The organism is Sphingobium sp. B11D3B (assembly GCF_025961735.1).
Lineage (GTDB): Bacteria > Pseudomonadota > Alphaproteobacteria > Sphingomonadales > Sphingomonadaceae > Sphingobium.
On record NZ_JAOQOF010000001.1, the window covers coordinates 3,203,892 to 3,225,834 of the forward strand.

The window sequence follows — 21,943 nt, forward strand, 5'->3', positions numbered from 1 at the left end:
CCATGGCGAAACTCTCTCTCTTCGATCGTCGCGCCCGGCGCGTGCGTACCGCGATCAAGGCGCGGGCGGGTGGCAAGCCCCGTCTGTCCGTGCACCGTTCCGGCCGGCATATCTATGCGCAGGTCATCGACGACACGCAGGGCAAGACCCTGGCCGCAGCGTCGACCCTGGACAAGGACGTGCGTGGCAAGACCGGCGCCACCTCATCGGCTGCAGCCGATGTCGGCAAGCGCGTGGCCGAGGCTGCTGCCAAGGCCGGCGTTACCAAGGTCGTGTTCGATCGTGGTGGCTTCCTCTTTCATGGTCGCGTGAAAGCGCTGGCCGATGCCGCTCGTGAAGGCGGACTGGAGTTCTGATGATGGCAGACGAAAACACCACCGGTGAGGGCAATCAGCCCGAGGCTGTTCTCGCGCCCGAGACCACGCCCCAGGACGTGACGGGTGTGGCCGCCGAGCCGCAGCAGCAACAGCGCCGTGGCCGTGGCGGCCGCAGCGGTGGCGATCGGGATCGTGGCGGCCGTGGCCGTCGTGACGACCGTCGCGGCCGTGGCGGTGAGGACGACAATGGCGAGGAATTCGTCGAGAAGCTCGTCCACATCAACCGCGTCTCGAAGACCGTGAAGGGCGGCAAGCGCTTCGGCTTTGCGGCGCTCGTGGTCGTGGGTGACGGCAAGGGCCGTGCCGGCTTCGGCCATGGCAAGGCTCGTGAGGTTCCCGAGGCGATCAGCAAGGCGACCGCCGCTGCCAAGAAGGCAATGGTTCGCGTTCCGCTCAAGGAAGGCCGCACGCTGCACCATGATGGTCGCGGGCACTTCGGCGCCGGCAAGGTGACCGTTCGTACCGCGCCGGCAGGCACCGGCATCATCGCCGGCGGTCCGATGCGCGCCGTGTTCGAGAGCCTTGGCGTGGCCGACGTGGTGACCAAGTCGGTCGGCACCTCGAACCCGTACAACATGATCCGGGCGACGTTCGCGGCTCTCACCGAGCAGACCAGCCCCAAGTCGGTCGCTCAGCGTCGCGGCAAGAAGGTCGCTGACCTGCTTCGTCGCGGTGGCGCCTCTGCCGAGGTCGCTGCGGCTGACGCCGAAGCGATTGCGGAGTAACTGACATGGCGAAGATCAAGCTGAAGCAGATCGGGTCCCCGATCCGCCGTCCGGCCTCTCAGGAGAAGATCCTGATCGGCCTCGGCCTGGGCAAGATGAACCGTGTCGTCGAACTCGAGGACACGCCGGAAGTGCGCGGCGCGATCCGCAAGCTGCCGCACATGGTGCAGATCGTCGAAGGCTGAAGCCTTTTACGACCGACATTGAAAACGGAGCGCGTAGCCTTGAGGGTTACGCGCTCCGTTTTCGTTTGTGGGTCTGCCGAACGTGTGCTCGTTGGAGACGGCTCACTGACCGCGCGGGACGGCCGGGCGGGATGATGTTGCCGGAAGAGCCAGAGCGGATGCAGGTGCACGCGCTTTGACATGCTGGGCCGGCGCGCTGCGGGGCGCGGGCGCCTTGGTCCGGATGCCCAGGGCCAGTGGGCCGACAACGGGCGTCTTGAGCAGAATGAGATGCAGTGCGGCCGGGCCGAGCAGCCCCGCGAGAATGCCGACCGGCAGATGAATCGCGAGCGCGTCGATACCGACTGTGTGGAGCGCCATCCGCGCGCCGGCGGTGGCGAACACATGATAGAGATAGATGGTAAAGCTGAACTGCCCAACCTTGCGTGCATAGGGGTGGTGCGGCCAGCGCAGCAGAATGAGCAGGCTGACCGACATGCCCAGCAGCAGCGATGAGGCAATGCTCGTGTTCGGAGAGACGCCGAGCATCAGATAATCATAGAAGGCGCCACTGAAGGCAAGCAATGCAGCCACGGCGGCCAGCGGGACGATCAGCCGCCCATGCTGCGCAATCCACGCCCAGCTTCGATAGACGCACATGCCGAAGATGAAGAAGGGCGCCAGAACGATCGCTTGCGGCAGTGCGAAAAGTGTCGGGATGGGCGGGGGCCACAAAGCAAGCAGCAAGGCGCCGGCGAACATTGGCCACTGCCCGCGATGATCGAGTGCGATGTCGATCAGGCCGACGACGATGAACAGCGCGAGGATCGCCTGCAAAAACCAGAAGTGCGCATAGGGGAAGATGGCCAGCCCCCACAGGGCTTCGGGCGGGATGCCGAACCGCGAACCCTGCATGTAGGCAACCGATCCAAACAGGACGGCGGCGATCAGGCCAGGGAGCGCGATCCGCCGCGCCTTGCCGCGCAGAAAGTCGCGCATATGGCCTCGCGTGGGCGGGCGCAGGCAGTAGATGAAACCGGCGACGAAGGCGAAGGCCGGCATCCGGAAGCTGGCGCCCAGATCGACGATGAACCGCGCGGGATGACCGTCCTCGATTCGCAGGCCGCTGTCGGTCTGCCCCACGACATGAAAGGCGACGAGGAGAACGGTCGCGATAATGCGCAACTCGTCGATGGAGCCGGGCGCGCTCGGGCGCGACTGATCACGAGCGTTAACCATGTAAAGCCCTAAAGCGAATGACTTTTTGAGCCTTCGCACTTGCAAAATTTGTGAATGCCGGGGTGCCGCTTAACCATGAGGCTTGTCACGCCGATAGCGCCGAGCCGTGTGCAGGACGCGAAGGACGGAGATCGGCCGAGACAGATTCTATGGGGTGACAAAGCAAAGTGCGGCGGCTATGGGCCGCACTTTCCACCAGCGCGACAACAGCGAAAGCGAGTGCACTTATGAAGCTGAATGAACTCAAGGATAATGCCGGCTCCCGCAAGGGCCGGATGCGCGTCGGCCGTGGTATCGGCTCGGGCAAGGGCAAGACTGCCGGTCGCGGCCAGAAGGGTGCCAAGGCACGTTCGGGCGTCGCCATTAACGGTTTCGAGGGCGGCCAGATGCCGCTCCACATGCGTCTGCCGAAGCGCGGCTTCAACAACATCTTCCGCAAGGACTATGCGGTCGTGAACCTCGGCATGGTCCAGAAGGCGATCGACGCCGGCAAGCTTGATGCGGCCGCGACCATCGACCAGGCCGCGCTGCGCGCGGCCGGCATTTCGCGAGGCGGCAAGCATGGCGTGCGTCTGCTCGCCAAGGGCGAACTGACCACCAAGGCGAACTTCGCGGTGGCCGGCGCCTCCAGCGCTGCCATCGAGGCGGTCGAGAAGGCTGGCGGCAAGGTCGAGATTCTCGCCAAGGCTGCACCGGCCGAGGCCGCATAATCTCCTTGATCGGGAGACAGGCCTGACTGTGAGCTTGCATAGCCGACCCCTCCCGCCGATATGGGCAGGTGGGGTCGCTTGCATATGCCGTTATATAGTCAGGCACCGCTATTCGACAGGCGCCGGTCAGACGTCTAAGGGATAAGGCTGTTCGTCCCCCAAATCCTGGGCGAGCATCATTTTTCGGGATTGCAAGCGATCATGGCATCACGCGCCGACCAAATGGCAGCCAATCTGAGCCTCGCTAACTTCGGCCAGGCTACAGAGCTCAAGAAGCGGATCTGGTTCACGGTGGGCGCGCTCATCGTCTTCCGCTTTTTCTCGTTCGTCCCGCTCCCCGGTGTCGATCCGACCGTGCTGGCCCAGCTCTATCAACAGACGCAGGGCGGCATTCTCGACATCTTCAATACCTTCTCCGGCGGTAGCCTGCAGCGCATGAGCCTCATCGCGCTGGGCATCATGCCCTATATTACTGCCTCCATCGTCGTGCAGCTCGGCTCGTCGCTCTCGCCCAAGCTGGCCGCGATCAAGAAGGAAGGCGAAGCCGGCCGCAAGAAGCTCAACCAGTACACCCGCTATGGCACGGTCGGCCTCACGGCGATCCAGGGCTATTTTATTGCCGTCGGGCTCGAGGCCTATGGCGCGCAATCCGGGCTGCAGGCCGTGGTCGATCCCGGCATGTTGTTCCGCATCAGCGCGGTCATCTCGCTGATCGGCGGCACGATGTTCCTGCTGTGGCTGGGTGAGCAGATCACCAGCCGCGGCATCGGCAACGGCATCTCGCTGATCATCATGGCGGGTATCGTCGCCCAATTGCCGGTGACGCTCACCAACCTCTTCGAATCGGGCCGCACCGGTTCGATCTCGGGTCTGGTCATCCTCGGCATCATCATCGTCGGCCTCGGCCTGATCGCGGGCATCTGCTTTGTCGAGCGCGCCCAGCGCCGCGTGCTGATCCAGTATCCCAAGCGCCAGACCAAGCAGGGCGTGATGCAGGCGGACCGCAGCCACCTGCCGCTGAAGATCAACACCGCCGGTGTGATCCCGCCGATCTTCGCCTCGTCGCTGCTGCTGCTGCCGCTCACCATCACGCAGTTCTCCGGTGCGGGCGCCAATGCGTCGACCGGCGCGTGGGGCGACTTCGTGCTGTCGATCAACCAGTATCTGTCGCACGGCACGCCGCTCTACATGGCGCTCTACGGCGCGGGCATCATCTTCTTCTGCTTCTTCTACACCGCGGTGGTCTTCAACCCGGAAGAGACGGCGGAGAATCTCAAGCGCAACGGCGGGTTCATTCCGGGCATCCGTCCCGGCAAGAACACTGAGAACTATCTCGATTATGTGCTGACGCGGATCACGGTGATCGGTGCCATCTATCTGGCCCTGGTCTGCCTGATTCCCGAGTTCGCGATCGCCCGTGCCGGGATCCCGTTCTATCTCGGCGGCACGAGCCTGCTCATCGTCGTCAACGTGACCGTGGATACCGTCACGCAGATCCAGAGCCATCTCATCGCCCACCAGTATCGCGACCTCATCAAGAAGGCGCGTCTGAAGGGCCGGATGCGCTGAGCCGGCCGGGGCAACCCGGCCGCAGGCTTATCCTTCTTGTGAATTTTGGGGGAGTGACATGAACATCATCCTGCTGGGACCGCCCGGCGCCGGCAAGGGCACTCAGGCGCAGCGTCTGGTCGCTGCGCTTGGCATGGTTCAGCTCTCGACCGGCGACATGCTGCGGGCGGCGGTGAAGGCCGGCACCCCGGTAGGTCTCAAGGCGAAGGCGGTGATGGATGCCGGCGAGCTCGTCTCGGACGAGATCGTCTCGGGCATCATCGGCGAGGCGCTGGATCAGCTCGCACCGGATGTCGGCGTGATCTTCGATGGCTATCCGCGCACGGCGGCGCAGGCGGAGAGCCTGGACGCGCTGCTGGGCGCGCGCAACCGTCAGCTCGATCATGTCATTGAACTGGCGGTCGACGAGGATGCACTGGTCGACCGGATCACCGGCCGCTTCACTTGCGCAAGCTGCGGTGAAGGCTATCATGATCGGTATAAGACACCAAAGGTCGAGGGCGTTTGCGATCGGTGCGGGAGCACCGAGTTCAAGCGGCGGCCCGATGACAATGAGGAAACGGTGCGCACCCGCATGGCCGAGTATCGCGCGAAAACAGCGCCGATCCTGCCAATCTATGAGGAACGCAACATCGTCAGCCGGGTTGACGGCATGGCGGATATCGATGAGGTGTCGAACGCGATTGTGACCATTCTCGATCGCTGATCCTCCCCTCGTTCGCAAACGAGGCTGGTGCGCTGGGCGCAAAGAGGACGGAGCGATAGTGGTGATGGGGATCGAAGCGCGGGCGATAAGCCTTCTGGATGATGGAAGGCGCCGCTACGATCCGGTGAAGCCGGTCATCCGGTCCCATCTCGCGCGCCGCTTCCCTCGCCAGGCCCAGACGCGGATTCTGTTCATCTATGCCGATGACCAGATCGCCTGGCCGCAAATCTACCCTTTCTATCATGACGCGGATCGCTTTGACCGACAGGGCTATGCGTTCCGCGCCGTGCCTTATCCGGCGGAGAATGCGGAGCATCTGATCAAGGACGCGTCTGCCATCCTGATCCAGTCCTTTTATGTGTTGCCGGATGGCGAGCTCGTGCGCGTATTGGAGCGGGTCAAGTCCGCCAATCCGCACGCGCCGATCACCTATCTCGACTGGTTCGCGCCGACCGATGTCCGCTTTGCCGACCGGGTCGCGGATTATGTCGATCTTTATGCCAAGAAATCGCTGATGCTGGATCGCGATCATTATCGTGTCCCTCAAGCAGCGCATACCAATCTGGCGGCCTATTACAGCGACAAGGCGGGGCTGACTGTGGACGAGCCAAACTGGCGCTGTCGGCCGGACATCGTCGACCGCCTCGTGCTAGCGCCGGCTTTTGCGACCGCGCCGGTGCTGCTCAAGGCGTTCGAACAGCGTCAGGCGATCCCGAGCGGTTCCCGCCCCATCGACGTTCATGCGCGCTTCGCGCTCGCACCTGCGCAGTTACACGCTGAGGGGCGCGTCGACGCGGGTGAGCGCACACATTGGTATGTGATCATGCGCCGCGAGGCCGAGCAGGCCGTGCGAGCCCTCGCTGCGCGCCATCAGGTGGCGTGGCAGGGGCGGGTCGATCGGGCTGCGTTCATGAGCGAGATGGACCAGTCGCAGCTGTGCTTCAGCCCGTTCGGTTTTGGCGAGATCTGCTGGCGCGATCTGGAGGCGGTGCTGACCGGCGCCGTGCTGGTGAAGCCCGACATGAGCCATCTGGAAACCTTCTGCGACATCTATCGGGCCGGGGAAACCTATGTGCCGGTACGCTGGGATCTATCGGACCTGGAGGATGTCGTCGCGGACTTGCTCAAGCGCCCCGACGAATGCCGGGCCATCGCGGAGCGCGCCTTCGCGGCAATCAAGCGCCATCTTGATGGCCCCAAGCTCGACATGCTGCTGCAGCGATTGACGGCAGGGACCGCCTCGGCCGGCTAAGCCTGCCTTTTATTGCTCGGATAGTCCTGGCTGGGGCCTTTTGAACCGTCCCAGCTTGCGCAGGACGCCGCCGAAGATGGCGATCAGATCCGTTTCCGGTCCTACAGGCCGTCCACGCAGGATCCACACGCCCAGATGGCAGGCGATGTAAGCCACCCCGCCGACCGCAATCGTCGCCAGCAAACCGGACACGCTGTGCGCGACATGGGCGGGCAGGGCCATCTTGAAGGCGATCACTCCCGCGCACATGCCGCCCACGGCGACAAAGGTGCGCGCGCAGCCGAGAAACTGACGGCGGATGCTGACATGCACGATTTGCTTGGCGAGCAGCATGTTGAGCAGGACAGAGGCGAGGGTGGACAGCACGCGCGCGCCCAACAGCCCCGTTATGCCGAACAGCAGAAGCCCGGTGATGATAAGCGGCACGCGGAATGCAAAGGTCATGAGATCGCGCACGAACAGCGCGCGGGTCGCGCCCATTGCCATCGCGAGCGGCGCGGTAGCGGTGACCAGATTCTCGAACGCGAAGGTAAAGGCCAGCACTTGCATGATCGGGATGATCTCGATCCATTTCGGACCGAGCAACACGTGAACGAACATGTCGGCAACCAGGCCGAAGCCGGCGCCAGCCGGCACGCAGACGGCGAAAATGACGGTCAGCGTGCGCTGATAGGCCGCGGCGAGCCGGGCGGGATCATGCCGAACCGCGGTGAGACCGGGAAACAGCAGCCGGATGAGCGGCGTTGAGAGCTCGCGCGTGGGCATCCGCGCCTTCTCATCGGCGTAGCTATAGAAGCCCACCTCGCGCTGCCCCAGAACACCGCCCAGCACGAGACTGTCGATGCGCGCGTTGACGGTCGTCAGCACGGAACTGAAGGTCATCCAGATCGAGAAGGACCAGATCTCGCGCACCTTCGAGAGCCTGAGGCGCGGCAGATAGGGCGCGTAAAGATGCGTGACCACCACGCTGAGGAACTGCATCAGCACAATCGGGATCACGATCGCCCAATAGGTTTGGTACAGATAGGCGATCACGACCGACGCGGTAACGGCCGCCACGCGGGTCACGACGCCGGCGATGGCATCCGGCGCAAAGGAGAGCTGCTTCTGGATCATCGGCCAGCGAGCGCTATAGAAGCCGCTGATGAAGGCCTGCCCTGCAAGTGCAAGCATGATCGGAGCGAGGCGACTGTCGTCATACATGGCCGCCACCGGCCAGGCCGCCCCGGCCAGCAGCAGCGTCAGCATCATCGCGCGGATGAAGCCCAGCGTGAACGCGCTGTGGAAGTGATCGTCCTCGATATCGTTGATCTGGATGAGCGCCTCCGACAGCGGCATGGAGGTCAAAGCCGTGACCACCGCGCTGACCCCCAGTGCAATGGCGACCAGGCCGAAGTCTTCCGGCATCAGCAGGCGCGCCAGCACGATCGACGAGGCGAAGGAGACTAAGTTGATGATGACCTGCGACGTCATCACCCAGCCGGCCCCCTTCACGAGTCGCGTGGTCACCGAGGATGTGGGAGCGCTTTGGGACATGAAAAAGGGGCTCTGATTCGGAAACGGGCGACAGGGCGGCGGGCTGGAAGGCTCATAAGAACCCGGTAGGGGTTTTGATACTGTTAAAGAGGCGGTCCGTTCCGGCCTGCCGTTGACAGGGCACGAGCGTTGCAGTAACGACCGCCGTTCCCAATGCGACAAGGTCAACGGCAGCGCGAGCGAGCGCTCGCCGTGCTTTGCGCGTCCGGGTTCAACGCTACGAGATAGGATGCCCGCCAGAGCATCCTGTGGAGCAGGAGGATATATGGCACGTATTGCGGGGGTCAACATCCCGACCAACAAGCGCGTGATCATCGCGCTGACCTACATCCATGGCATCGGTCCCCGGACCGCCGTGGGCATCGCCGACAAGCTCGGCATCGATCACAGCCGCCGGGTTCAGGACCTGACCGACGCGGAAGTGCTGCAGATCCGTGAAACGATCGACGCCGACCTGACGGTCGAGGGCGATCTGCGTCGCGAAACCGCGATGAACATCAAGCGCCTGATGGATCTGGCCTGCTATCGCGGCCTGCGTCATCGCAAGGGCCTGCCGGTCCGTGGCCAGCGCACGCATACCAATGCGCGCACCCGCAAGGGCAAGGCCAAGCCGATCGCCGGCAAGAAGAAGTAACGCAAGGCCGGATGGCGCGATGCTGGCATGGCTGCGGCCATGCCATCGCGAGCCGCCCGGCGCCGGAGCGATCCGGCTTCTTCTGTTCCGCCGGGCGCATGTGCTGAAACATCGCATCCGCACCCGCCAGAACAGTCCGGACCAGACGTCCCCGCCGTAGCAGGCCCGCCCCAATGGAGGCGCGCCAGACCCGGCAAGGCCCGCAAGGGCAGGGACGTGCAGGGGCAAGGCGCGACCACCGGACCATCCGGTCCTCGCTCCCCGCCCCGGTAGCGTTCAAACGCTCCGGTCCTGGTCCCGCATGGGATCGCCTCTTCCCACGGGTCTGCCGATCATTCGGCGCCCAAGGCGGGATGGGTGATCGGCACGGGGACCGGCAAAGGGATAATGCTCCCGGCGCGGACAGGCATGGCAGGGTGTGTGCGACGCAGGAATTGCGAAACAGGCGCAGGCACCGGTTCAACCAGTTTCGAGTAGGAAAGTTAGTCAGATGGCACGGGAACCCCAGCGGCTTCGCAGGCGCGAGCGCAAGAATATCTCGGCAGGCGTCGCGCATGTGAACGCCAGCTTCAACAACACCATGATCACCATTACCGATGCGCAGGGCAATGCGATCAGCTGGTCCAGCGCCGGCATGATGGGCTTCAAGGGCAGCCGCAAGTCGACGCCTTATGCCGCGCAGGTCTGCGCCGAAGACGCCGGCCGCAAGGCCGCCGAGCATGGCGTGCGCACCCTCGAGGTGGAAGTCAAAGGCCCCGGTTCGGGCCGCGAATCGGCTCTGCGCGCGCTGCAGGCCGTCGGTTTTACCATCACGTCCATCCGTGACGTCACGCCGATCCCGCACAATGGCGTGCGGCCGAGCAAGCGCCGCCGCGTCTGATTCGGCCCGACGAGCAGGGCGGGGGTTTCTTTGCGGAAACCCGATACCTGCCCGACCATTCCTTCTAAGGCCGGGGCCGGATCGCAGCTGCACTCCACCGTCCTCCGCCCAACTCCCAGGGGAAATACATGACTGTCAACATCCGGAACTGGCAGGAATTGAAGAAGCCCAATGGCCTCGAGATCAAGGCCGGGGGCGACCCGAAACGCCGCGCGACCTTCGTCGCCGAGCCGCTTGAGCGCGGCTTTGGCCTGACGCTGGGCAACGCGCTTCGCCGCGTGTTGCTCTCCTCGTTGCAGGGCGCCGCCGTCACCGCGATCAAGATCGAGAACGTGCTTCACGAATTCTCGAGCCTGGCCGGTGTGCGCGAAGACGTCACCGACATCGTGCTCAACGTGAAGCAGATCGCGCTCAAGATGGAGGGCGAAGGCCCGCGCCGTCTTCAGCTCAGCGCCACCGGCCCCACGACCGTCACCGCCGGTGACATCGTGGTGACCGGCGACATGGCCGTGATGAACAGCGATCTGGTGATCTGCCATCTGGACGAAGGTGCCAGCTTCAACATGGAGCTGACCGTCGACACCGGGAAGGGCTATGTGCCTGCCGTGAACAACCGCCCGGCCGATGCGCCGATCGGCCTCATCCCGGTGGATGCGCTCTACTCGCCCGTGCGCCAGGTGGCGTACAAGGTCGAGAACGCCCGCATCGGCCAGGAGCTGGACTATGACCGGCTCAATCTGACCGTCGAGACGGACGGCACCGTCAGCCCCGAGGACGCCGTGGCCTATGCCGCGCGCATCCTGCAGGACCAGCTGCAGCTCTTCGTCCACTTCGAGGATGCGCTGCCGACCGCCGGCCCGAGCACGGGTGCAGGCGCTGGTGCTGCCGCCGACGAAGGCGAGGGCGATGCCAACCAGATCAACCGCTATCTGCTCAAGAAGGTGGACGAGCTGGAGCTCAGCGTGCGCAGCGCCAACTGCCTCAAGAACGATAACATCATCTACATCGGCGACCTCGTCCAGAAGACCGAGGCCGAGATGCTCCGCACGCCGAACTTCGGCCGCAAGAGCCTCAACGAGATCAAGGAAGTGCTCTCCAGCATGGGCCTGCGCCTCGGGATGGACATCCCGGGCTGGCCGCCGGAGAACATCGAAGAGATCGCCAAGAAGCTCGAGCAGGAATTGCTGGGCTAAAGGCATCGGGTCGAAGTAATCTTTGACCCGGTTCAGCATTGATGATGAGAAAAGCCCCTGCCGGAAGGCGGGGGCTTTTTCTGTTTGTAGGTTATAAACGTCCTATGCCTGATCGGTGCCAAAAAGAATTAACTAGTCAGCGTCGTTTAAGCCCCTTTTCACAATCTTCGCAGCTTTCTCAAGCCAGTCGATTTTGGCGATACGACCTGCCGCGGGCGAAATATTTGTAGCCGTCGTGGCTGCTGCGAGTAGCAATGCACCCCCAGCTATAGTCGCAATAGCACGGCGCGTGCCGGTTTTGACGCCTGCACTGGCGGAGCCCAACAAGGCCGCGAATTCGGTAAATATCAGCGCCAGCAAATTTTCTAAAGTCCGAATTGCCCCGAATAAGGCCCTTTTACTCGACGCGCGTGGATTTGAAATCGCTTCCAAAATCCACTCGATCGAGCGCGGAACTTCGGGGTCAACGAGTTCAGTAGACGCCTTCAGATGTGGAATAAGTGCAGAGCCAGCTTTATATATACTTTTTACGTCCAATAGATCGCCGTCCGTGGAAGCAGCGTTCTCAACAAAACGTTGCCATGCAGGATATTGACCTACAAAGAGGCCAACGCCAGCGCTGAAGCCGTCTAAACGTGCTGATATGACATCAGGTAATTCATTTTCGAACCGCGCCGCCATCTGCACGCACGAAAGATTGACGATCCCAAGCGCAATTACGTCGACTTCATCTGCGATTTTCCCGTTAACGTCCCGAATAATTTCAACTAACCTTCGGTCGCAATTAGAATCTTCTAGTTGTTCGACAAGCAGAGCCCCCTCTGTGGCAAGAGCGCGCTGAGCAAGCTTTACGTTCCTGAGGTCTTGATCAGAAGGATGGGACTTCTCGTGCTTGATACGGACCCACCCATCTAGAAATTGGAACTTAAGTGGACCGAGTTGCTGATCCGGTGTAATTTCAATAAGTTTTCGACCGAGATCGCCAGTATCGGGAACTGCTGGCATCTTGCTGTGAACGTGATCGGCTTGGAGCAATCTTTGGGGACGGTGTGCGGACACAAACTCATCAAACTCTAAAATGAAGCTGGTCACAAGCTCCCCTAGGGTACGCTTTTCACTCCATTTCATTTGATGAGCTTGTTGAGAAAGCACTTACACGAAAAACGGGTTGTCGGAAATTAACTGTAGTTCTGTCATCGCTCGAGCAAGGTTATCAAACGCGTAATGAACGTCTCGATCGTGCGTAGCGTGAAGACCAGCAAGTAAGCGCTCGGTTCCCGCTTTTACTTGGCGTCCCTCGCCCGAAAGGGGCCAGTGCTTCAATGCGGCCATTGCTTTGTCGCCAATGCCGATGCTGAGTTCTTGAAGCCTGAGCCGTCTCAGCCTTGTCCAAGTTTGTAAATTGTTCTTCACTGCCGAGCCATCCCCCAAGCTCTCAGCATATACGACATGATAGCAAATTTCTATCTGGGTAGCTTTCCTGTAGGAGGTCAGTCGAACGTAGGATGCTGTGCGCGGGAACCTAAATCGTGACGCTGTCCCAACTGTCATATCAGGAATTCTTGAGGGGCAGCGATCTGCCGGCCTGTGACGCATCCGCTCCTTGCACTTTCCCTTGACTCTTCGCCCCCAACCCGCTTTAGGGCGGCGCTTCAAGTCCTTCTTGCAGGAGGCCGGGTTTTGGCGGTGCCCGTTATGCATCGCCTGGTACGGGGTGCCTTGCACGGCCCCATAACGAACGAAGGACTGGACTCATGCGTCACAGATATGGCGGCCGCAAGCTGCAGCGTACTTCCGCTCACCGCACCGCGATGTTCCGCAACATGGCGGCCGCGCTCATCAAGCACGAGCAGATCAAGACCACGCTGCCCAAGGCCAAGGAACTGCGCCCCTATGTCGAGAAGCTGATCACGCTCGCCAAGCGTGGTGGCCTCTCCAACCGTCGTCTGGCGCATGCCCGCCTGCTCGATGACACGCAGCTCACCAAGCTGTTCGACGTGCTGGCCGAGCGCTACAAGGATCGCGCCGGCGGCTATACCCGCATCATCAAGGCGGACATCCGCGCGTCGGACGCCGTGCAGATGGCGATTATCGAGCTGGTCGACCGCGACGAGAGCGCCAAGGGCCAGGACAGCGGCCCGGTGCAGACCGCCGATGAGGACGAGCTGGAAGCCGCCTGAGGCCGCCACAGCCCGGCCTGACCGGACCAAGTATTTAAAAGGCCCCGCTGGCACGACCGGCGGGGCTTTTTGCTGTCTGCTGATATGGGGGCGGGGGGATAGCGAGCCCGGCGATGCCGTGATCGCGCGGACCGCAGCCCGGCCCCATGGCGAGGCGTCTCCGCCACGCCCCTATCGGTCAGAGGCTCTTGCGCTGGCGGCTGCCGCCATGGCCGAGCGCCGCGCTCATCCCGCGCGCGGCCTTGATCACGGCCGCGCTAAGGCTGGGCTGCATCTCGGCATCGTAGCGCACGGCGGGAATGGCCACGCCAAGGCTCCCGAAGATCTGGCCGCGCGCATTGAACACCGGTGCTGCCGTGCCATTGGTACCGAGTGCGCTGGGGCTGGTCGCCACGAAGCAGCCCTGCTTGCGCACGCGCTCATTCTCGGTCTGCAGCAGCTCGTAGGTCATTGGCGGCGTGCCCGCCTCCAGCGGTGGCCCCTGCCGTTCGATGGCGATGCGCACATCGGCCTCGTCCAGCCAGGGCAGCATGGCGCGGCCGAGCGCACCCCAGACGAGCGCGCGGGTCTTGTAGGTCTCCACGACATATTGCAGCGGGTGGAGCGCGTTGATCGTCTCGATGATCGAGCAGCTATGCTCGTTTGGCAGGTAGAGCGCGAAGGCGCAGGTCTCCTGAAACGCATCCGACAGGTCGGCGAGGAACGGCCTTGCGATGGCGCCATAATCGAATTGCGCGGCGACCATGGAGGAGAGGCGCACCAGCTCGCGGCCGACGCGATAGCTGCCATGGCTCGACTTCTCGACGAAGTTCATCGCGCCCAGCGACTGGAGCAGGCGATAGGCGGTGCTGGTCGGGATGCCGACATCCTCGGCGAGATCGCGCGGGGTGAACTCGCCATGTTCGGCGACCGACTTGAGCGCCCGCAGCGCGCGCTCGATCGCGCCGGTCATTTCGGGAGCTTCACTGGCCTTTGCCATCACCACGCATCCTTCTTGCCGCGCCGGCCGTTTCCCGCCCGCTCCGCGCAGCCCAGCTTCGCAGGCTCTTAGGGAGTGGGCGGTAAATTCGCAATCACCGGACCCCGGTCGCGCGCAATGCCAATTTGCGGCGCGGCTTCAGGGGAAGTTCTTGCGTTGGACCGTCCAGCGCGGATCGGTGCAGAGCGTGCAGTCCGCGCCGACGAACCAGCGCGCGGCGCGCGGGTCGCCCTTGAGCTGCCAGTCCAGCCAGGCCAGCGCCACCGTGCCATAAGCCCCGCCATTTTTGAGCAGGAAGGTGCCGGAATGGGCGACATCCTTGCGCACCGCGAGCATCGCCGGGATGCTGCTGATGCGCGAGAAGTCGTCCGTGCCGTTGGGCAGGGCGCTGTCCTTCTCGCCATGAATATAGGCGATGGTGCCATGGATTGTCTCAAGCGATTTCTTGGTGATCTCGGGCGCGCCGGGCAGGCCGCCGGTGCCGATGTTCCACACGCCGCCATTGAGCATCAGCGTGGTCGTGACGCGCGGATCGGTGGAGGACATCGCCAGCGCCTGCAGCGTGCCGCAACTATGGCCGGAAACGCCGATCTTGCTGGTATCGAGCCGGCCCTTGAGCGGGCTGCCATCCTTGCTGTTCTGCGCCACTGCCCAGTCGATCGCCGCCTTCATTTCGTGCGGCAAGGTGCCGGTGGGGCCATCGAGCGGCGGCGGCGTTGCTGGCATGCCGAATTCGCGCGGCCAGCGCCCGAAATTATTCTCCTCGCCCTTGCGACCGATCTTGCCCAGCGCCACGACGAGATAGCCATGCGCGGCAATATGATCGAGCATGTAGCGATAGGCATTGCCCTTGTCCGCGCAGCCGCCATTCGCCCAGATGAAGATGGGGAGCTTCTTGTCGCCAAGCGTGGCCAGATTGGCCGGCTGATAGACGGTGTGATGATCGAGGCCGTCAATCTCATCGGTCATCGTCACCCGATAGGGGCCGGCTCCGCCGCTGGTGGAGGTGGTCGCTGGGGCCGCCGTGGCCAGCGCCGCGCCGAGTGCGAGGGATATCAGGGCCTTGCTGCTGCTGTTCAACATTGCTGCCTCTCCGGCTTCATCGGGGGATTTGAGAAATGGCCGGGGCGGCGGCGGGATGATGGCCATCCCGCCGCCGCCAGCCCGTTCGTCAGAAGGTGCGCTTGAGTGACAGCGACCACTCGCGCGGCATGCCGGGGTTGGCCGCCACGGTGCCCGAGTTGTTGTTGGGGCCGATGCCGGTCCAGTACAGCTTGTTGGTGATGTTGGTCACCTGCAGGGCAAGCTGCCAGTCATCATCCGCCGAGTTCCAGGCGATGCGGCCGTTGAGCAGACCGTAAGAGGGCAGATAGGACAGCACGTTGTTCTGCACCGTCAGGGTCTGCTGCCGTGAGCGCCAGCTCCAGTCGAGGCGCGGCGTGATCGAACCGGTGGAACCGAGATCGAACTTATATTGCGCGCCGACGCTGATCTGCCGCTTGGGCGCATAGGGCAGCGTCATGCCGTACCGCAGGCCGGCGCCCAGGCCGCCCGACGGTGCCGTGCAGGTCGTCGGCGTGAGGGCCGGCGAGCAGCCCGACAGCTGATCGTACTTGAAGTCCAACAGCGCCGCCGATGCATCGATGAGCAGATTGTCGACCGGCTCGAGCGACAGTTCGGCTTCCAGACCCTTGAGCGTCGCCTTGCCTGCATTGACGAAGTAGGAGCAGGTCAGGTCGTTGGGCGAAATCGGGCAGCCCGCATTCGGTGCGGCCGTCACGCGGGAGAAGACGCTCGCGATGAAGTCCGAATATTTGTTGACGAATGCCGAGACGTTCAGCTGCGCGCGCCGATCGAAGAACCGCGACTTGAAGCCGATTTCATACGCCTTGAGGTTCTCGGGATCGAACGGAACCGCCTGCGCCGGTGTATAAGGACGGGGATTGATGCCGCCACCCTTGAAGCCGGTGGCAACGCTTGCGTAGGTCATGATGTCCGGCGTCCACTGATATTGCAGCACAGCGCGCCAATCGACATTGTTGCCCTTGTAATCGCCCTCAGCGCCATTCAGTCCGCAGAACGCAACGTGGACGACGCCATAGTTCACGCCATTGACCGTGCAGGGGAAATAGGGCGCCGGGTTGCCGGCCTGCACGCCGGGACGACCGCCCCGGAAGAAGCGGAACGTCTTTTCCTCCTCGGAATAGCGGATGCCGCCATTCAGCTCGAGCTTGTCGGTGATCCGCCAGGAGGCATTGGCAAAGGCCGCCCAGTTAGTGGCGGGGATTTCGTCATATTCGGTGAAGATCAACAGACCCTGGTTGATCGTGCCGCGATAGGTGCCGAAGCGATTGATATAGAAGCCGCCCACGACCAGATCGACCTTGTTGTCGAACAGGCTGGAGGCAAGGCGTAGTTCCTGGCTGAACTGCCAGTTGGTCGCTTCATAATCGATCAGCGCGTTGCTGAGCGGTGTGGCATCGAAATCCTGCACCCAGTTGGCCGTGAAGCTGCGATAGGCGGTGATCGAGGTCAGCTTGAGATTGTCAGAGAAGCTGTAATCGATGTTGCCGCTGACGCCCCAGCCATTCACGCGGCTCTGCGACTTGAAGCAATAGGGCGCGGAGCCATCCACGGGCTGCGCATCGCAGTAGGTGGAGTAATTGACATAGGGGCTCTTGGTGAAGCTGTCCCCCGCGACGCCCCAGGGCGAATAGGGCACGAACGGCGAGGTGCCGGTCGTGGGATTCCACAGGTTGAGGCCGTTTGTGGGGGCCGTGGAATACATCGGATAGTTGCGGCTGAGGTTCAGCCCCGTCGTGCCCGGCGTGTAGCTGGTCGCGTTGGCCGTGCCGACGAAGATCAGCGTCTGCGGCGCGGCCTCCGAATCGTCGCGGGTGATGTCGCCGCTGATGTTGATCTCCAGATCCTCGGTCGGCACCCAGCGCAGGGAGCCGCGCGCCGCGACATAAGATTTGCCACCCTCCGTGCCGAGCTGGCACTTGCGGCCATCGGCTTGCGAGGGAATGTTGTAGACCGCGTCCAGTTGCGGATGGGTACAGGCGAAGTCATAGACCTTCACATAACCATCCTGATTGCGCGACACGCCCGAGATGCGGGCGAACAGACGATCCGGCACGATGGTAAAGTTGGCGGCAGCGCGTACATCCACGCGATTGAGGCTGCCGACGGTCGCTTCCACGAAGCCGCCGTCATTGCCATCCGGCTTCTTGGTGTAGAGCTTGATGGCGCCACCGATGGAGTTCATGCCCGCCAGTGTGCCCTGCGGCCCGCGCAGCACTTCGACCCGCTCCAGATCGAGCAGATCGAGCACCGATCCGGTGAGCGTCGAATAATAGACGTCATTCACATACACGCCCACGCCCGGCTCGAAGGCGAGGCTGAAGTCGGCCTGGCCGATGCCGCGAATATGGGCCTGCAGCGACGGGCCCTGCGGATTGCTCTCGCGCAGGTTCACGTTCGGCGCCTTGGTGGCGATCTCGGTGATGCTGGTCTGGCCGCGTGCCTCAAGCTGCTGCGCGCTCAGCGCGGTGATGGCGATCGGTGTCGACTGCACATTCTGCGAGCGGAACTGGGCGGTGACGATGATGTCTTCCGTCTTCCCGCTCTCTTGCGGGGCGGCATCCGTCTGTGCGGCGGCCGCGGTGGCGAACAGGCTGGCGGGCACGCACAATGCGGCGGCCAGGGTGATGCGTGATATGCCACCGAGGCGGACATGGCCACGCGCGCGTCCTTTCAGAAACTCGGAAATCATTGGCTCTCTCCCTCAACTCGAATTTTGAAAAAATCGGCTGTCTGGACTCAGGATTTGTCTTTTTACGTCGTCTGAAAACTGTCGTGCCCGGTCGCTGCGTTCTGGCTTCGTGCTTGTCTCTGCGCGATTGCGTGAACCGGATCGGGCCTTGCTCCCCCTTCTTCCCCTCCTTCTTCAGTGTCTGGCGCGCACTCTCCGGCAGAGTCGCTCAGGCGACGAGCCATAGGGTGTCGCGAGTGTCGTTACGTGCCTCCCCGCGCATGGCTGTCACAGCGCAGATCGGCGCTTGGCCCGGTATTAGCGGCCTCGGAATGTGATGCTTGTGCGGGCCAGGCGCAGAGCGGGCGGACCGCCGTTACGGCCCTGTTCGCGTCCGCATGCCGGGCGAGGATCGCTCCGGGCGCAGCGCCTTGCTCCACCCATGCCACCAGCGCCGCGAGCAGATCGCTCTCCGGCTTGCCGGTCGCGCTGCGGTCTTCCGATCCGCCGAAACGGTCCGTGCCGGCCCCGCCCCGGCAGTGCTGCATGCCCGGCACCATGTAGAGCCGGGCGAAGGCGTCGCGGTCCTGCTCCGCCTCTGCGCCCATGCGCGCGAAGAGATCGAGCGTGGAGAGTGGCTGCACCGATGCATCGGCCCAGCCATGATAGAGGATCAGCCTGCCCCCGCGCGCCGCAAAGGCCCGCATGTCCGCGCTGCGGGCATCCATGGTCGCGAAGCTTTTGCGGGCGGCCGCGAGATCGGCGGCAAGATCGAAGCTGGCCGGGTCCCAACCGGCGTCGCCCCGGCCTGCACTGTGACGCGCATGGCCGAACATCTGGACGGGCAGCGGTGGCAGGCCGCCGGGGCGGGCCGTGATGCCGGGCAGCAGACCGAAATCATGGGTCTTGCCGGTGCTGTCGGTGAGCGGGGCGACGATGTTCGCGATGGTTTTGACCGTGGCGGGCGCAAGGCAGTCTTTAGATTGGCCGGGCTTGCAGGCCAGCTCTTCGACGCGGAAAGCGCAGGTGCGCGGATCGTCGATGATGCCATCGGCCGCGCCGTCATTCTCATCGCAACGCGCAATGGCGCGCCGCGAGACCAGATCCCAGTCCGCCGCGCTGACCGCGACGCCGTCGTTCTGCGTCTGGGCGAGATGCACATGCAGCAGCCGGGCGGCGAGCAGGGGCACGTCCAGACCCGGTGCACCGATCAGGGCGCCGTCATAATCGCCGGGGTAGAGCTGCAACTCACGCAGGCCCTGCCGTCCGCCGCCGGAGCAGCCGAGGAAATAGGCGTGCGCGGCCGGCGCGCCGTAAAAGCCATCGATGATCGCCTTAGAGACCTGCGTCAGCCGGTGATAGGCGAGATGAGCGTACGTTTCCGACTTGCGGGCATCGTCGATCCAGCGCTCGCCCTGGCGATGGCCGGTATCGCTGGAGGCCGCAGCAAAGCCCTGCTCCACGCCGCGCGCCATATCGGCATAATTATAATAGCCCGCCTCGCCGCCGACGCCGGTGCCGAGGAAGCGCCGATTCCAATCGCGCGGGAGCCAGAGCTCAAAGCCGATATCGCCGTCGATCATGCCGGCCAATCGGCAGAAGTCCGCCCGCACCGCTTCGCCTTTCGGCGATGTCGGCGAGGTGGGGCTCTGCCAGTGTGGCGCGGGGGCCACCGTTTCGAGTGAGGTGAGCGTCACGTCGGCGGGCAGGAGGGCGCGGGCCGCTGCGCAGCGATCGGCAAAGGCGGGCGCGTCATCGGCGGCGACCGCATCAGAGGCGCAGCCGAGCAGGCTCGCCAAAGCAAGGGTCTTGAAAGCTGTGAGGGATCGCCGCGCGATCACAGCACCGCCCAGTAGGAGAACACCGCACGGTCGGCGCGGCGATCGATCTTGCCTACGAACATCGTGCGGCAGAGCCAGTCATGCGGGCCTTCCGGTGCATCGAACACCGGGCTGGCGCCGGCATAATAGTCCGCCGGGTCGACGGCCTCGTAATTCTGGAGCCGGGCCAGCACATCCTTGTTACCGTGCCGCACGCCGCGGTTCTGCAGCTCGATGATCGTGCCGTCATCCGCCTGGATCAGATAGCGCGCCTCGAACTTGACGGTGTGGTCGGTGCGGATGGTCGGCCAGTCACCGCCGCTGTGCGGGACCACAATGCCATTGAGGCGCGGGCCGCGCACGATGCCGCTTTCCACACCCACGAAGCCGCGCTCGGCGCCCCAGAAGGTGGGGCCATAGCGATAGCGCCTGGTCAGCTCAATCTCGATCTCGAAGGCGAAATCGAGCGCGGGCGGCTGGCGCTCTGGCGTTGCCGATCCGCTCATCAGCGTATCCAAGGCCCGGGCGGGCGCGGCTCGCGTTCGCCCAGTTGCTCGGAGCCGAAGCGGGCCATGTAGCTGCGCTGCGCGGCCAGCGGATCGGATTCGAGCCGCACGGTCTTGCCGAAGCGCATCGTGGCCCGCAGCGAGGTTTCATAGGGCAGCCACACCGGCATGTGCGGATTGTCCGGCCGGCCGGTCCGCGCAAAGGACGTCCACGCGCCGGACATGGCTGCGCGCAACGCATCGGCCTCGGGCGTCACCGTGCCGACGCCGGAGTGCGCCTCGATATTGCCGAAGGTGAAGGCCAGCTCGATGCCATGGGGCGAAACGCCATGCAGGCTGCCGATGTCGGTCGGCCAGTCGACCAGATAGAGATAGGCCGGCGCCCGCCCGAGCGCGGCCTTGCTCTCGGCCTGAATCGTCGCATCGAGCAGATAGGACCGGTCGGTGGTCAGCCGTGCGAACAGCCGGGTGTTGCTATGGTCGGGGAACATGCCCCGCCAGGTCTCGATGGCCTTGGGCGCCTCGCCGGGCGGGAAGAACCGCAACGACTCCTCCAGCACCCGCGCATCGCTCATCGTGTCGTAGGAAGGCACATGGCCGAGGAAGATCGTCGTTTCCTCGATAGTGGTGCCGAGCATCATCGGCACGTCAGCGCTGAGCAGCGGCGCGTGCGGCAGGAACGGGTGCTGGACCACGCTCAGCCCGTCCACGAAGGGACGGAACTGGCCGGTCTCGTTGCGGACCTCGATGCCGGTGGCGGTGAGCGTGTGCGTCGGCACGTCCGCCAGACGGCGGAGCCCGCCTTTGCGGATGCCGAGCTTGTGCAGGAGGCGGTCGGCGCGATCTAGCGAGACCTCACGTGAGTCGAGCCGGATGCCGGGGCCGCTTTGCGAGATGGCACGGTGGAACAGGCCCGAGGCCGACGGCATCGTCATCATCGCATTGATCTTGCGGCCGCCGCCGGAATGGCCGAAGATCATCACCCGGCCGGAATCGCCGCCGAACTGGCCGATATTCTCGCGCACCCAGGCGAGGGCCAGCGCAATGTCGAGTGCGCCGGCATTGCCGGAGAGCGCATAACGCTCATCGCCCGCTTCCGAGAGATTGAGATAACCGTGGACGTTGAGGCGGTGGTTGATCGAGACCATCACGACGTCATGATTGCGCGCCAGCCAGGCGCCATTGCTGACGGGATCGTCCGAGCCACCGACTTCCCAGCCGCCGCCATGGACCCAGACCATCACCGGCTTGCTGCCGGTCAGCGAGCCGGTCCAGACATTGGCGACGAGGCAGTCTTCGGAATGCGTGGGCGTGTCGGGACCGCCGAGAAAGCCATGCTGCGGGCAGCGCGGCCCGTAGCGCGAGGCGTCGCGCACATCGCTCCAGGGCTTGCGTGGGACAGGCGGGAGGAAACGTGCGGCGCCCCCCGTCGGCTCGCCATAGGGAATGCCCTTGAACGCATAAACCGCGCCCTCGGTGATGCCCTGCACCTTGCCGGCCGATGTCGAAACAATGGGCCGCTCACCGACGGTGCCGATGGCGGCGAGCGACGGCGCGGCGATCAATCCGACGCCAGCGCCGAGCAGGCCGCGCCGCGAGAAGGCCATGTGTGGCCGCCGTGACGCGCCGCCTGTGCGCGCGGTGGAGAACGGATCGCTCATCGCATCGCCTTCCGTGATCGGAAGGCGCGCTGAGACACGCGGATGCAGCCGGGATGCA

General features: G+C 63.9%; 21 protein-coding genes. 11 read left to right on the forward strand and 10 right to left on the reverse strand.

Annotated elements, in window-relative coordinates:
- Window positions 1–2: 2 nt before the first annotated feature.
- Genes rplR through rpmD form a run of 3 tightly spaced genes read left to right on the forward strand, consistent with a single transcriptional unit; the run spans window position 3 to window position 1,287 of the window.
- Window positions 3–356: a 50S ribosomal protein L18 gene (gene rplR, locus M2333_RS14895; protein ID WP_181561265.1), complete on the forward strand. Its 354-nt coding sequence runs from the start codon at window positions 3–5 to the stop codon at window positions 354–356.
- 2 nt (window positions 357–358) lie between these two features.
- Entirely contained in the window at window positions 359–1,102 is a 744-nt protein-coding gene (gene rpsE, locus M2333_RS14900; protein ID WP_264572349.1) for a 30S ribosomal protein S5, read from the forward strand.
- Between the two features lie 5 nt (window positions 1,103–1,107).
- Window positions 1,108–1,287 (forward strand): 50S ribosomal protein L30, encoded by a 180-nt coding sequence (rpmD, locus tag M2333_RS14905; protein ID WP_181561266.1) that lies wholly within the window; start codon window positions 1,108–1,110, stop codon window positions 1,285–1,287.
- A gap of 102 nt (window positions 1,288–1,389) precedes the next feature.
- Here the strand turns inward: rpmD and M2333_RS14910 are convergent, their stop codons facing one another.
- Window positions 1,390–2,505 carry an acyltransferase family protein gene (locus M2333_RS14910; RefSeq protein ID WP_264612275.1) on the reverse strand — a complete coding sequence of 372 codons (1,116 nt, stop codon included), beginning with the start codon at window positions 2,503–2,505 and terminating at the stop codon, window positions 1,390–1,392.
- Between the two features lie 227 nt (window positions 2,506–2,732).
- Here M2333_RS14910 and rplO point away from each other — a divergent pair, with 227 nt between their 5' ends.
- From rplO to M2333_RS14930, 4 genes are all read left to right on the forward strand, one after another.
- Window positions 2,733–3,215: a 50S ribosomal protein L15 gene (rplO, locus tag M2333_RS14915; protein ID WP_264573848.1), complete on the forward strand. Its 483-nt coding sequence runs from the start codon at window positions 2,733–2,735 to the stop codon at window positions 3,213–3,215.
- Between the two features lie 201 nt (window positions 3,216–3,416).
- Window positions 3,417–4,784 (forward strand): preprotein translocase subunit SecY, encoded by a 1,368-nt coding sequence (secY, locus tag M2333_RS14920; protein WP_181558375.1) that lies wholly within the window; start codon window positions 3,417–3,419, stop codon window positions 4,782–4,784.
- Between the two features lie 58 nt (window positions 4,785–4,842).
- Complete coding sequence (locus M2333_RS14925; protein ID WP_264612276.1) at window positions 4,843–5,490, forward strand: adenylate kinase; 648 nt, start codon at window positions 4,843–4,845, stop codon at window positions 5,488–5,490.
- A 64-nt stretch (window positions 5,491–5,554) separates the two neighbouring features.
- Entirely contained in the window at window positions 5,555–6,742 is a 1,188-nt protein-coding gene (locus M2333_RS14930; RefSeq protein WP_264612636.1) for a glycosyltransferase, read from the forward strand.
- Window positions 6,743–6,751: 9 nt separating this feature from the next.
- Here the strand turns inward: M2333_RS14930 and M2333_RS14935 are convergent, their stop codons facing one another.
- The gene (locus M2333_RS14935; RefSeq protein WP_264612277.1) at window positions 6,752–8,251 is read right to left on the reverse strand and encodes a lipopolysaccharide biosynthesis protein; all 1,500 of its coding nucleotides are present in this window, start codon (window positions 8,249–8,251) and stop codon (window positions 6,752–6,754) included.
- Window positions 8,252–8,543: 292 nt separating this feature from the next.
- On the opposite strand from M2333_RS14935, the gene rpsM reads away from it, so the two are divergent.
- The 3 genes from rpsM (at window position 8,544) to M2333_RS14950 (ending at window position 10,985) form a co-directional block, all read left to right on the forward strand.
- Entirely contained in the window at window positions 8,544–8,912 is a 369-nt protein-coding gene (gene rpsM, locus M2333_RS14940; protein ID WP_181558379.1) for a 30S ribosomal protein S13, read from the forward strand.
- Window positions 8,913–9,402: 490 nt separating this feature from the next.
- A complete protein-coding gene (rpsK, locus tag M2333_RS14945; protein ID WP_014077853.1) occupies window positions 9,403–9,792 on the forward strand; it encodes a 30S ribosomal protein S11 in 390 nt (129 codons plus the stop codon).
- A 128-nt stretch (window positions 9,793–9,920) separates the two neighbouring features.
- On the forward strand, window positions 9,921–10,985 hold the full coding sequence (locus tag M2333_RS14950; protein ID WP_181558380.1) for a DNA-directed RNA polymerase subunit alpha: 1,065 nt from the start codon (window positions 9,921–9,923) through the stop codon (window positions 10,983–10,985).
- A gap of 132 nt (window positions 10,986–11,117) precedes the next feature.
- Here M2333_RS14950 and M2333_RS14955 read toward each other — a convergent pair whose 3' ends face one another.
- Together M2333_RS14955 and M2333_RS14960 are read right to left on the reverse strand one after the other, a co-directional pair.
- Window positions 11,118–12,113, reverse strand: coding sequence for a hypothetical protein (locus tag M2333_RS14955; protein WP_264612278.1), 996 nt, complete (start codon window positions 12,111–12,113; stop codon window positions 11,118–11,120).
- A 24-nt stretch (window positions 12,114–12,137) separates the two neighbouring features.
- A complete protein-coding gene (locus M2333_RS14960) occupies window positions 12,138–12,398 on the reverse strand; it encodes a hypothetical protein (RefSeq protein ID WP_264612279.1) in 261 nt (86 codons plus the stop codon).
- A 341-nt stretch (window positions 12,399–12,739) separates the two neighbouring features.
- Between M2333_RS14960 and rplQ the strand changes: the two genes are divergently transcribed.
- Window positions 12,740–13,165 carry a 50S ribosomal protein L17 gene (gene rplQ / locus M2333_RS14965; protein WP_264571794.1) on the forward strand — a complete coding sequence of 142 codons (426 nt, stop codon included), beginning with the start codon at window positions 12,740–12,742 and terminating at the stop codon, window positions 13,163–13,165.
- Between the two features lie 178 nt (window positions 13,166–13,343).
- Here rplQ and M2333_RS14970 read toward each other — a convergent pair whose 3' ends face one another.
- The 6 genes from M2333_RS14970 to M2333_RS14995 all read right to left on the reverse strand — a co-directional run bounded on the left by M2333_RS14970 (window position 13,344) and on the right by M2333_RS14995 (window position 21,885).
- Window positions 13,344–14,144: an IclR family transcriptional regulator gene (locus M2333_RS14970; RefSeq protein ID WP_181558382.1), complete on the reverse strand. Its 801-nt coding sequence runs from the start codon at window positions 14,142–14,144 to the stop codon at window positions 13,344–13,346.
- Window positions 14,145–14,282: 138 nt separating this feature from the next.
- A complete protein-coding gene (locus tag M2333_RS14975) occupies window positions 14,283–15,227 on the reverse strand; it encodes a hypothetical protein (RefSeq protein WP_264612280.1) in 945 nt (314 codons plus the stop codon).
- 88 nt (window positions 15,228–15,315) lie between these two features.
- The gene (locus M2333_RS14980; protein ID WP_264612281.1) at window positions 15,316–17,919 is read right to left on the reverse strand and encodes a TonB-dependent receptor; all 2,604 of its coding nucleotides are present in this window, start codon (window positions 17,917–17,919) and stop codon (window positions 15,316–15,318) included.
- A 242-nt stretch (window positions 17,920–18,161) separates the two neighbouring features.
- Window positions 18,162–19,697: a tannase/feruloyl esterase family alpha/beta hydrolase gene (locus M2333_RS14985; protein ID WP_264612282.1), complete on the reverse strand. Its 1,536-nt coding sequence runs from the start codon at window positions 19,695–19,697 to the stop codon at window positions 18,162–18,164.
- A 38-nt stretch (window positions 19,698–19,735) separates the two neighbouring features.
- Window positions 19,736–20,224, reverse strand: a complete 489-nt coding sequence (locus M2333_RS14990) for a DUF3237 domain-containing protein (protein ID WP_264612283.1) — start codon at window positions 20,222–20,224, stop codon at window positions 19,736–19,738.
- Window positions 20,224–21,885: a carboxylesterase/lipase family protein gene (locus M2333_RS14995; protein ID WP_264612284.1), complete on the reverse strand. Its 1,662-nt coding sequence runs from the start codon at window positions 21,883–21,885 to the stop codon at window positions 20,224–20,226. The genes M2333_RS14990 and M2333_RS14995 overlap by 1 nt, the downstream gene beginning before the upstream one ends.
- Window positions 21,886–21,943 lie beyond the last annotated feature (58 nt).